This window comes from Levilactobacillus senmaizukei DSM 21775 = NBRC 103853 (assembly GCF_001592085.1).
GTDB lineage: Bacteria > Bacillota > Bacilli > Lactobacillales > Lactobacillaceae > Levilactobacillus > Levilactobacillus senmaizukei.
The window spans coordinates 1-11,738 of the sequence record NZ_BCWD01000039.1; the positions used below are offsets into that span (position 1 = coordinate 1).

Genomic DNA, 11,738 nt, shown 5'->3' on the forward strand with positions numbered 1-11,738 from the left:
TAATTGCCATAATCAAAAAGTCGTCAAAATTAAAAAAGAACTCGAATCCGCTCATTTGCTGATGCAAAAACAACTGGGCTTTAACCCAAAAACAAAAAAGAATGAACCGAATCGCTTATATCTGTCCAAGCTCGATGTGAAAGCAACCGATGTTTATTTACGCGGTGAAGATAGCCCAAAAGTGTCTCAAGCCCTTGCTACAAGCGGAACTGCAAAAAGTGCAGTTAATCTATATAAAGAACCTAAAGAAAAAGATAAAGATAGATACAAGATAGATACTCAAAAGTTAAATTTTTCCACAGCTAACTTTTCACCAGCTGAAATAGAAATCCAAAATCGGGATTTAGTAAAACATGCTGATGAGTTCTTAACGGATTCAGAAAGTGGCTGGGAAGTCTTCTTAGAACCCGAAGCCATTCAGCTGCTCAGTTTTTGGTGCCGTACCCCGCAACAAATGCGGCGCTTCATTGGCATTATCTTAAATGCTAAGTACCGAGTTGAGAAAGATCACAAAGATATTGGCGTCATAATCCCACTTGATGATGAAGAACTTAAACCGCTAATGACTAAAGCCTTGAGACGCTACTTTAACGTCCTAAGAAGTAATGAGAAGCACATCAAGAACGTGGAAAATTACCTGTACGGCACCATGCAAAACCTATTTGGCGTTTGGTGGAATAAAAAAGCGGCTAGAGAATATGCGGCCAAACACCCCGAAGAAGAAAAGTCGGCCGACAACGATAACAGTGGGTTGTACTACTAGTCCTAAAAGGCTACAAAATCCTTTCTAAGCGGTTTTAAGTCTTACTAACCTCTCTATACTTAAGCTAGATCTAAATGGCTTAAACAGAAGAATAGGGGTTTTTAAATGAGTGCAGAGCTAACCAGGCTAACCAGCTCAAAATTTCAGCCTTTAGATCAACGCCAAGCTCAAGTGATTTGAGGCCAGGGTTTTATCCGTTGATCAGATACTCAAAAGGTAGTATAATGGTAGTAGTAAAAGAAAGGAGATGAGACAATCATGGCAGGTAAGGAAAAGAAACGGGTCCAAGTCAAGATTGATAAAGATTTGGCCGATGATACCGAAGCAGTTTTAAGCGAATTGGGCTTAAATCCAACCACGGCCATTAACATGTTTTACAAGCGGATTGTTGCTAATGGTGCTTTACCTTTTAATGTGTCTTTAAGCGAAGAAGAAAGAGCTAATTTACGCTTTTTAAAGGCGACCGAAGGGACACCAGTCACCGAGTTCAAAGACGCTAAAGAGGTCGCTGATTGGCTCAACGATCCAGATGAGGACTAATGACTTAGTCAGCCTATACGTTAGTTTTGTAGAAACTAACGGTGGCAAGTCTCGGCCAGTTTTAATTCGTCGGGTATCAGAACAGACGGTCGAGGCTTTTAAAATTACTAGGGACTGTCTGAAAACTAAAAATTCAGGTATAATCTGAGGAAAAACGAATCGAGGCATTCCGATGACAACACCTAAACGATACGAACTGGAAGATGCTCAGTGGGACCGAATCAAAGGATACTTCCCGCCATACCGGACTGGCCGTCCATCAAGCCTAGACAACCGTACCGCCCTCAACGCTATCCTCTGGCTCATGCGCAGCGGGGCTCCTTGGCGTGATCTACCTGAACGCTATGGCTCTTGGAAAACGGTGTATAGTCGCTTCCGAGCCTGGGTAAGTTCAGGCTTGTTCGAACAGGTTTTTCTCGAATTGATTGACGATCCCGACATGGAAAACTTGAGCTTAGATTCAACGATCGTTCGAGCGCATCAAAAGGCCACTGGGGCAAAAAAAACGCCGAATGTATGGTCGAAAATCAAGCTATTGGACTAAGTCGAGGTGGCCGAACGACCAAGATTCACGCACTCGTTGACGGATTAGGGAATCCCTTGGTTTTTCGCCTAACAGGTGGTCAAGTACATGATAGCCAAGTTGCCAGTGAGTTGCTGGAAGGCTTCGATATTTCTCAATCAAATATTATCGCGGATAAAGCCTATGGCACCGCGAAACTTCGCCAGTATATTGAAGATAAAGCAGGCGTCTATACTATTCCGCCAAAGGAAAATACCAAAGACAAGTGGACCTGTGATTACCACGTTTATTGTGAGCGCCATTTGATTGAGAACTTCTTCAGTCAGTTGAAGAACTTTCGTAGGATTGCAACGCGTTATGATAAGCTCGCTCATGTTTATCTGGCTACGGTTTACATTGCCTCAATTTGCATCTTACTTAAGTAGTTTTCAGACGGACCCTAGTCAGTATGAAAAGAAGTCGGCTTATATCAAGCAACAATATTATCCGATTCAAGATTGGCAATCCGCCGGGTTGAAGAAACCTTCCTGGGTCGATCTTGGTAATATTTATCGCTTTCCCAAAGCCGGTTTAAACTTTAAAGAAATCGGTCATTTAAGTAAGCTAGATCAAAATAAAATTTCAGATTTTACGCTTGACCTAAAATCAAAAAGAAGAGGTAAGGGTCAAAAGATAATTCAACAGCGATCAAGTAAAGGGAAGCACAAAGAAAGTAAAGCAGAGCTTACACAAAGAATTCAAAAACAGTTAAAAGACTTTGCTAAACACAATCCAGAAGTTAAGCCAAAAAACAATCCTGAAAATAAAAACGATCGGCCTAGTTATTAGGCTGATCGTTTTTGAATTTATTCGGTTTATGAGCATTAACATAATTAGAAAATATTTTTAAAAGATCTTCGGTTTGTTCGACCGAAAGGTTATCAGCTTGAAAGTATTTTTCGAGCAAAGCCCCTTTTTGAATTAATCGGCGAGAACGGTCTTTGCGGGCTTGCCGATTTTCGTAGTATTTAGATTGCCGTAATTTAAAATCTTCCCGCTCAATTTTTTGTTTTAAACGCGCTTGCTGATCGATTAGTTTTTCATATTGATTAGACATGGAATTTCCCCATCTCGTATGGCTAATGATCTACGGACTTTACCTTTAAAAATTCAGAAAATTGCTTGGCTAAAAGCTTAATCTGATCGTTAGACAAATTAGCATAATCTAAATTGGATTGACTGATGATTTGTTTACCTAGCCGTTGTTCAATCTTATTTTTTTCGTCCTTAATTTTTTGATTAAGGGCTTTTAATTTAGCTTCTTGTTTTTCTAAGTTACTTTGAGACATAACGATCCCTCCAATCATATTAGAAATAATCACCGAAACTATATCATATAGGAAACGTTAAGTCAAAGTATAAAAGTTGAAATAGCGAAGCGGAAGGCATACACTAAATTAAAGTTAAGAGAATCAGCAGGATGAGTGAAACGAGGTCAATGCGCACTTACACATAGAATAAATTCTATGTTGTACTAACCCCAAAAAATCTGTATTAGAAGTCGCCGATGTCGACAACAGAAGAAAACCCATAGAATCAAAGTAAAGAGATGACTTACATGGCAATTTTTCATATGAGTTTTAGTAATATTAGTGCTGGAAAAGGACGAAGCGCGATTGCCAGTTCGGCTTATCGAAGTGGTGAAAAATTATTTGATGATAAAGAAGGTCGCCGATATTTCTATGCCCGATCGGTAATTCCAGAAAGCTTTATTTTAACCCCCAAAAATGCACCAGAATGGGCCAGTGATCGAGAAAAATTATGGAATGAAGTTGAAAAGAAAGATCGTAAATCAAACTCACGGTATGCAAAAGAATTTAACGTAGCTTTACCGGTAGAATTAAGTGAATCCGAACAGAAAGAATTACTGACAAAATATGTGCAAGAAAATTTTGCCGATCAAGGTATGGTAGCTGACGTAGCAATTCATCGCGACCATCCAGACAATCCGCATGCTCATGTGATGTTAACCAATCGCCCATTTAACCCCGATGGTAGTTGGGGGTTAAAAGCAAAGACGCAGTACATTAAAGATGAAAATGGCAAGCAACTTTTAACCAAAAGCGGGTTTCCAAAACAAAGAAAAATTTGGTTAGTTGATTGGGATAAAAAGGAAAAAATTAATGAGTGGCGAAAAAATTGGGCATTGAGTGTTAATCAGTTCTTAGCACAAAAAAATATTCCGGATCGGATTAGTGAAAAATCGTTTGTCGATCAAGGGCTTCAAGAGACACCTACCCAACACGAAGGCATTAACAGCCAAAGAAAAAATCGAAAAGCATTTAATCAACAAGTTAGAGCGCAAAGAAACGCTCAAGCTAAATATCATAATCTTGACGAAAAGATAAGAAATCATGAACATTTTGACGCGTTAACTGACGAGCTATCGTTCTCTGAAAAACACACAATTATTCATCTAAGTCAGCAATTGAAAACCTATGTCGATTTAGAACATTTAGACGATAAACAGCGCATGCTATTTAATTGGAAAAACAGCTTATTAATTAAACACGCGGTTGGTGAAGATGTAACCAAACAACTACTGACCATTGACCAGCAAACGACATCACTAGCACAAGCTAATCAGTTGTTAAATAAAGTGGTGGAACGAGCAACGAAAAAGCTTTATCCGGAACTTAATTTTGAACAGACAACCGCAGCTGAACGACGGGAACTGATTAAAGAAACTAATAGCGAACAAACAATTTTCAAAGGTAGCGAATTAGCAGAACGGTTAGCGGATATTCGAAACGACTTACTGACCCAGCAATTATTGACGTTTACCAAGCGGCCGTATACCAGCTGGCAGTTAGTTAATCAGCAGGCCCAAACAATTGAGAAGCAATTAACCACGGTACTAGCCAAACATGGTCACCAGTTAGACGATTTGAAGCATACTGATCGGGGCATGCTAGCCGTTTATGAACCTAACGAACTCGAATTCATTTCTAAAGCGGTGAAAAATTTACGGGTCATGCGGGAAGTTAAAGCCGTAGTGCAAACTCAATACAACAGCATTCTAACGACTGCTTTTCCGGACAGTGACCTGGATAAGCTAGAGACGATTGATAAGGAGCAGATCTATACCGCTGTGGTTTACTATGACCCAGAATTAAAGCCATTAAGCGCCGATGATCTTAATCAATTACAACAGCAGCCACCGGTAGTCTTTACTAGTCAGCAACACCAAGCCGGTTTGAATTACCTGTTAGGTAAAATGGAATTAAAAGATATTCAGGATCATCGACTGCAACGGGTCTTAAAACATGATGGCACCCGGCAACTGTTTATCGGCGAATGTGGCCAAGATCCTAAGTTGGATCACAAACAAATTGAAATGGTGCAAGCCCGTTTGAAACAACAGACAACACGGTTTGATCAATATAAGCAAGACCAAATTAAGGACTATCAGGCCATTAATTATTACCCAACTAGCCCGAAAAACTACCTGACTAATATTTTGGATGAAGCCTTAATAACCATTTTATATGCGAAAAATACGGACTATCTAAGAAAGCAGCAACTACGTGGGCTAAAGGAGACTGAGTGGGAAATGACGAAAAAGCAACGGCAACACCAAACTCGAAACCGGCATGAAGATGGGGGCATGCATTTGTAACCTAAATGTAAAAAAATAAATGGTGCAAGTTACACCTTTTAGTGCTAAACTATAACTAAATTAAGAAAGGAGAACTTACATGTGACAGGCAATCAGGAATGGTACAGCCTAACGCAAGCTAATCATAAGCTGGGGCGTGGCCGAAATTATGTCAGCAACTGGATCAAACGACATCCAGAGTTCCCTGATCAATTTTTGCTTGGTTCAGGTACCAATAAATTAATATCTGATGAAGGGATAGAGTGGGTTAAAAACCACATAAAAAAAGAGGGCGTCCTCGTAAGCAGTGAAGTTGCTAACGAGGATCAGCACCTAGAAGTTACGATTCTGGGTGTCACCCTCCTAATAATCCATTTTACCGGGCGGGTTAGGGGAAAGCTAGTTGTTTAGCGACCCTAATGCGCTTTTTTTTGAGGAGGTGATTTAATGAAAGTAGAAAGCTGGCAAGGCATTAATGGCAAGCTAGTTCATGATGATCAAAAGGCGATTGTGGTTGATGATGACCACGCATTAACTGATCCAAAACAGTTACAAGCGATATTAGATCAAGACGGTCAGCCAATCGATGAAGTTCGGCAAGCAATGATTAAGAAGACCGTTAAACGCCAGTTGAAGACTGAGCCGTTAAAGCTTAGTGGTTGGTTTAATCGCCACCAAGACAGTCAAAATGCTAAAAAGGCCGAAAAATTGGTAAGTGATAAACCGACTCATCAATATAAGCAGATCAAAAATGAAATGACCTTTTTTGGTGAGAGTTTCCTGGAAGGTTTCTTAGGTTTCTATGGCTTAGAAGTTGATAACGCCTTAGACCGTTACGAACATAATTTGCATGTCTTAGAGACCCAAGAATTAGGCCAGTCAGAAAAAGAGTATTACTTAGCCACGAGTGAAAACGGCCGCACCAAATTAGCCACCGATCCATTACCAAGCCAGCAAATTGCCGAGGAACAAATGAACAAGTTCTATCAGCGAGAACCCGAGCAAACGCGAGCAGAACCGACTCAATTACGTTCACAGGAAGACGGAAAGGAGGAATAATATGAAATTTAGCAAAGTAAAAGCGTTAGCAACCACTGGAGCTACTGCGATTTATTTAGGGCTGATGAACGCCCAGGTTGTTTTGGCGGCGGACGGCGGCGAAGTTAAAAGCAAGTTAACTCAAGCTGGTAAGACGATTCAAGGTATTTTAACTGGCTTGGTCGTTTTAGTTGGGATTTGTGTCGCGCTATTTATTATTATCAAAAGAATGCCTGACGCAGACGATCCACGAGAGAAATCAGAGGTTTATCACGCGGTTGGTCGGGTGGCTGGTTTAGTGGCCTTAGCGGCAGCCATTATCTGGCTATTACCTTGGGTTTACAGCCTCTTCACTTAATTTAAAAAGGAGCCTGCCAAAATGAAGAAAGGAAAAGAATTTATCTTTCCAGAGAACGTAGATAAAGATTATGGGATCTGGAAAGACTACACCTTGAAGGATTTTGGCTATGCGGCGCTGGCAGGACTAGTGGGCTTAATTTTTATTGCGATCCCACCCTATGGCCTGATTTTAGTCCTCATAAAAATTGTGATTGTTGTCTTAGCCATGACGATTGTCATGGCTATTTTAACAATTCGGCCAGTTGCGGTGCGGAAGAATATTAAAGTGCGGGATAACTTTAAGTTGAAACGTCGCTATGCCAATGGTCAGAAACTGTTTTATTTAAAACCGAAGAAGCGAGGCGAACTAAATGCGTTTGAAGAAGAGCAAAACCGCCAATAAATCAGCGAAGCTCAATTGGGATTACCAACCGCCTAGAATCAATGGTGGCAAAGAGACCATTGATGACATGAGCTTGGTGGTGGGTATGTATGGTAACTACGAAGTTACCAAAACGGGTAATCTCGTTGGCATTTTGGAAGTTAGTGGGATCAACCTTGATCTACTTAATGAAACCGAACAGCAAGACGTCTTTGAGGACTATGGCGCCTTTCTCATGAGTACGTTGGGTGAAGGGGTTGATGACACCTTACAGTTCTTAGAGCCGACAATTCCCGTCAATATGACAGCTTATCTCAATGGTCTCAAACGGCGGTATCTTGCTTTACAAAAAGATCACCCCGATCAACAGTTCAAAATCCAATTAATAGCCAGTTATTTGGACCACTTTACTAAAGTCCAGGAATCCAAAAACATGACCACTAAACAACATCTGCTAATCGTTAAGGTACCGATTAAAGACAAAAGTGTTAAGAGTTTAAATCTAGCGGTCAGTCATTTAGACGAAAAAATCGAACAGGTTAAGCGGGATATTGAAAATGCGTTAACGGACTTTGATGTGACGGCCAAAGTGTTGACTAGTCAAGAAGTCCAAGAGATTTTAAAGAACTTAATCAATTTCAATGGATAGGAGGCAACAGTATGAGTTTTGGCGATAAGGTCATAGATTTGTTCATGCCAACCAAAAACGAAAGTCAGCAAAATAGTGAACCAGCGGTTAATAAACAAAAACCGGAGGTTGAAGACTTTACCAAGCTGATTGATCGCGATAGCTTGCATTCACTATTCCCGTTTAGCTGGGAACAGTACCCCACCTACGTCCAGTCGGGGGAGAATTTTATTCGGGTGTTAGCGATTGCTGACTATCCCAAACGAGTGTACGGCAACTGGTTGTCAGAATTGAAGCGCAAAAAAGGCGTTATCGATATTGTGCAATATATCGACAGCGCCAGTAACAATTCAATGATTACCTATTACAAGAAGACGATTCAAAATAAGGAAGCGCAGAAGCTCAATACGTTCGACCCGTATAAAAAGAAGATTCTGCAAAATTATATTGATTCAGCCAACATGCAACTAGATAAATACCTCGATAATTCTACCACATTTGTGTACCAACATATGCTCATTTATCTGCGGGCCAACAGTTTAGCGGAATTAGATGACTTAACCGAAAACGTTAAAAATACGCTGATTAAGCTACAAATGAAGCCCCTCGTGCCTGTTAAGGCCACCTTCCAAGCTTTTTGGTCAACCATGCCAATTAACGAGAACCTGATGGGGGATTACACCTATAAAGAAAGTAATACCGAAGTAGCCAGCAGTATGTTTCCCTTTGATGACGCCGAGATTTTGGACTTAAAGCCCAGGAGCGATATTGAAGGAGTTAACAAAGACACTAACAGTTTAATTGCCGTGGATATGTTGGACCGCAACAAGACCCTGAACCAAAATCAAGTGATTATCGGAACTTCCGGGGTCGGCAAGACGACCTATATGATCCAGAAAATCTTACGCTATGCCATTCAAGACTATCAAATCTACATTATTGATCCGGAAAATGAATATACCAAGATTGTTGAAGCATTGGGTGGGGCAGTCTTGCACTTAACTTCTAATGCGAAGTACAAAATTAACCCGCTACAAATCTTTTCCGAGGAAATCTTAAGCGCCGATGAAACGGTCACAAACCTTGATTTACTAGTCAAAGATAAAATCCAGCGATTAAAGGGATTATTTGAAGTCCTTAAAACCGGGATTACCCAAGTTGAGCTGGCAATCCTTGATGATGTCGTTAAACAAGCTTACGTCAACAGTGGCGTTTTGAAATATAGCCGCTTAAAAGAGGTTAAAGACGATCAATGGCCGACTTTGTCGAATGTCTATGACGAGTTGGAAAAACTGGCTGATAAGGACGCTGATAAATTTAGTCGGGTAAAAGACTTTTACTACATCTTAGGCAGTTATACCCATGGTTCTAACAGCCTATTTGACGGGCATACCAACGTAAACCTAAAGGGGAAGATCATTTCTTTTGATCTAAAACCACTACAAAGTGAACAGGAAGTCCAATCAGCGGCTTATCTGAATACTTTCCAGTATCTATGGGACGAAATTACCAAAGATCGGCATAGCCGCAAGAAATTGTTTGTCGATGAATTTCACTTTTTGACCTTGCATAAAGCGGCCGCCACCTTTTTCCACCAAGCATACAAACGTTTTAGAAAATACAATGCTGGGGCGATTGCCGGAACGCAGCAAATTCAAGATGTGATCGAAGGCACGACAGATACCGGGCAGAACATTGGTGAAGCCATTATTGGGAACTCCTACACCAAAGTGTTCTTTGGTCTTGACGGTAAAGGCGTTGATGATGTGATTACCAAGTTAAGAATGACGTTCTCGGATAAAGAAAAGAAGCTACTAGAACGCAGACGACAAGGCGAAGCTCTGATGATTTATGGTAGCCAACGCGCCTTTATGAAAGTTGAATTGACCGAAGAAGAACTACGACTAATCGACCCCGAAGCTTACCAAGAGAAATACAACCGTGAGACAGCCGGACAACCGGATTATCAAAAGCGCGTGGTCTTAACACCTAGTGAGATTGACGCCTTGACCACTACCGAAGAGGAAGGAGGGACTTTAAATGAGTAAATCAAACCAGTTATTGAATATCGAGGTTGGCACGTTCAAGCGACAAGGGAACCAGTTAATTCTCGAACTCAATCACAATCAATTTCGATATGACCAGTTGAGTGAGCTAAACGAATTAAAGGAAGCTGATGCCAATTTCTTACAGTTGGTTAACGTAGTTGAGCAAGACCAGAAGGTTGTTTTAACTTATACCTTGCCGGATAAAGTCAGATCATTAAAGGACTTGCCACATGAAAATAAGGCGATCCGGGCAGCCATTGCCAAGAAAATTATGGCGCAAAAGGTGGTTGCTGATAGCCAGTATCACATTGCGTTGAACCCAGCCAACCTGTGGTATTACCCAATGCAACATGTTTGGTACGCCTACCGGGCCAATGAACTCATGCCTTATGATGACAAACATAGCAATTTAGCCAAATACAAAGCACTGATTCTGTTTTGCTTGACGGGGACGCCCTATGAACGGCTACTAAGCAATCCCCAAGAAGCCTTGGCCAAACACCCGGACGACTATTTACAACAAGTAGCTAAAGCTACGTCGTTAAATGAGTTAACGGAAGTGGTTAACGGCATTGAGGACTTTGTGAGCTATCACGAATGGCAGGAAGTTGAAACGGCCCAGCAGAAAACCAAACAACGTTTATGGTTGAACGTGGCCGGGGTGGCGATTGTGGCCATTTTGGCCGTCGGCTTAGTTCATAAAAGTGACGAACGGCAATATCAAAGCTTAGCTAACCAGAACCAAGCCCAGGTCACGCGATTAAAATATAGCAGTCAAATTCAGACCGCTTTAAATGATCAAAAGTGGTCGGAAGCGCAAAAAGATATGCAACGGGCCGGCTATCCTGTAACTAAGCAAGTCAGTGTCTTTTTAAAGCATCGTCAGTACCAGCAAGCTTTAAACGTTGACCCAAGTCAGTTGAACAAGGTTGTTAATGCGGCTTATGCCAACCAAGATAGCAGTCAAGTGGCCGATTGGCAGTTACCCACTAAGGCGACGAGTAAGCAAAAAGATCAATTGAAACTCGAAAAAGCGATTGTTAATTATGATACCAATACGCTTAATAACCAATTATCCTTTACGACGAACGCTGATGTTTTATTGAGAATGGGGCAAGCTTTCATCGCCCATAACGATACGCAAGATGCCCAGACCGTCCAAACCAAATTAGCCGGTGTGAATAGTCCTAAAGCTAAGTATTTAAAAGCCCTGTTAAGTCTCAATGCCGCTAAGAACGAAGTTAGCGACGCCCAAAAGAAGTTAGATGACGCCAACAAGATTGATGGCAGTAAAGATAAGGACAAAGACAAGAAGGTGGATTCGGCTAAGTCTGATTTAAAGAATGCCCAAAACGATCAGCAAGCGGCCCAAAAAAAGGTCGATCAGGCCAAGCACAAAGTGGGTGATTAAATGCAGGTATTGTCATTTGAATATAAGAAAAAGAAGTGGAAGTTGATTGCTTATATTGTGGGTGGCGCCCTTCTGCTAATCATCTTGCTAATTGCGGCAGTCACTGGTCAATTGCAAGAAAACAGCTGCGATGATTCGACTACCGCAACCCAGACCCAGCTCGATAGCAAGGACATGACGTCCAATGCTAAAAATATCTATGCGCATTGGAAACAGAAGTATGGCGCAACCCCACAAGCGGCCGCCGGTATTTTGGGGGTGTTACAACTAGAAAGTCGGCTTGATCCACAATCTGTTAATTCAAGTTCCGGTGCCACGGGCTTAGCCCAATGGTTAGATGGCCGAAAAGATAAACTGGAAGACTTAGCTCACAAAGAAAACAAACCAGCCACAAATCTCGGAGTGCAATTAGATTATCTCGACCAAGAA

Annotated in this window: 15 protein-coding genes; 13 read left to right on the top strand and 2 right to left on the bottom strand. The window is 41.3% G+C overall.

The annotated features are described in order from the left end of the window. From LSE01S_RS10120 to LSE01S_RS10140, 4 genes are all read left to right on the top strand, one after another. On the top strand, positions 1 to 763 hold a 763-nt coding region (locus tag LSE01S_RS10120; RefSeq protein WP_061777522.1), incomplete at its 5' end, for a replication initiator protein A. 258 nt (positions 764 to 1,021) lie between these two features. Further along, positions 1,022 to 1,303, top strand: a complete 282-nt coding sequence (locus tag LSE01S_RS10125) for a type II toxin-antitoxin system RelB/DinJ family antitoxin (protein ID WP_027821223.1) — start codon at positions 1,022 to 1,024, stop codon at positions 1,301 to 1,303. A gap of 172 nt (positions 1,304 to 1,475) precedes the next feature. Next, a protein-coding gene (locus LSE01S_RS10860; protein ID WP_156470527.1) for an IS5-like element ISLpl3 family transposase occupies positions 1,476 to 2,251 on the top strand; the annotation gives its coding sequence in 2 pieces (ribosomal slippage) (positions 1,476 to 1,800 and positions 1,800 to 2,251; 777 coding nt in all). Continuing rightward, entirely contained in the window at positions 2,199 to 2,654 is a 456-nt protein-coding gene (locus LSE01S_RS10140; protein WP_338048257.1) for a hypothetical protein, read from the top strand. Before LSE01S_RS10860 ends, LSE01S_RS10140 begins: the two co-directional genes overlap by 53 nt. On the opposite strand, the gene LSE01S_RS10145 is transcribed toward LSE01S_RS10140, so the two are convergent. Continuing rightward, positions 2,644 to 2,922 (bottom strand): hypothetical protein, encoded by a 279-nt coding sequence (locus LSE01S_RS10145; protein WP_061777525.1) that lies wholly within the window; start codon positions 2,920 to 2,922, stop codon positions 2,644 to 2,646. The genes LSE01S_RS10140 and LSE01S_RS10145 overlap by 11 nt on opposite strands. A 22-nt stretch (positions 2,923 to 2,944) precedes the next feature. Further along, complete coding sequence (locus LSE01S_RS10150; RefSeq protein WP_080633844.1) at positions 2,945 to 3,172, bottom strand: hypothetical protein; 228 nt, start codon at positions 3,170 to 3,172, stop codon at positions 2,945 to 2,947. A 251-nt stretch (positions 3,173 to 3,423) separates the two neighbouring features. Between LSE01S_RS10150 and mobQ the strand changes: the two genes are divergently transcribed. The 9 genes from mobQ to LSE01S_RS10195 all read left to right on the top strand — a co-directional run. Continuing rightward, positions 3,424 to 5,484: a MobQ family relaxase gene (gene mobQ / locus LSE01S_RS10155; protein WP_061777526.1), complete on the top strand. Its 2,061-nt coding sequence runs from the start codon at positions 3,424 to 3,426 to the stop codon at positions 5,482 to 5,484. An 81-nt stretch (positions 5,485 to 5,565) separates the two neighbouring features. Then, positions 5,566 to 5,874 (top strand): hypothetical protein, encoded by a 309-nt coding sequence (locus LSE01S_RS10160; protein ID WP_061777527.1) that lies wholly within the window; start codon positions 5,566 to 5,568, stop codon positions 5,872 to 5,874. 36 nt (positions 5,875 to 5,910) lie between these two features. Further along, positions 5,911 to 6,522: a hypothetical protein gene (locus LSE01S_RS10165; protein WP_061777528.1), complete on the top strand. Its 612-nt coding sequence runs from the start codon at positions 5,911 to 5,913 to the stop codon at positions 6,520 to 6,522. 1 nt (position 6,523) lies between these two features. After that, the gene (locus LSE01S_RS10170; RefSeq protein WP_015474618.1) at positions 6,524 to 6,859 is read left to right on the top strand and encodes a CagC family type IV secretion system protein; all 336 of its coding nucleotides are present in this window, start codon (positions 6,524 to 6,526) and stop codon (positions 6,857 to 6,859) included. Positions 6,860 to 6,880: 21 nt separating this feature from the next. Next, positions 6,881 to 7,243, top strand: coding sequence for a hypothetical protein (locus LSE01S_RS10175; protein ID WP_061777529.1), 363 nt, complete (start codon positions 6,881 to 6,883; stop codon positions 7,241 to 7,243). Then, complete coding sequence (gene trsD, locus LSE01S_RS10180) at positions 7,212 to 7,871, top strand: TrsD/TraD family conjugative transfer protein (protein ID WP_061777530.1); 660 nt, start codon at positions 7,212 to 7,214, stop codon at positions 7,869 to 7,871. The genes LSE01S_RS10175 and trsD overlap by 32 nt, the downstream gene beginning before the upstream one ends. 11 nt (positions 7,872 to 7,882) lie before the next feature. Beyond that, entirely contained in the window at positions 7,883 to 9,898 is a 2,016-nt protein-coding gene (locus tag LSE01S_RS10185) for a VirB4 family type IV secretion system protein (protein WP_061777531.1), read from the top strand. Further along, the gene (locus tag LSE01S_RS10190; protein WP_061777532.1) at positions 9,891 to 11,309 is read left to right on the top strand and encodes a conjugal transfer protein; all 1,419 of its coding nucleotides are present in this window, start codon (positions 9,891 to 9,893) and stop codon (positions 11,307 to 11,309) included. Before LSE01S_RS10185 ends, LSE01S_RS10190 begins: the two co-directional genes overlap by 8 nt. Continuing rightward, positions 11,310 to 11,738 (top strand): phage tail tip lysozyme (locus LSE01S_RS10195; protein ID WP_235808340.1); only part of this gene is annotated, 429 nt, incomplete at its 3' end.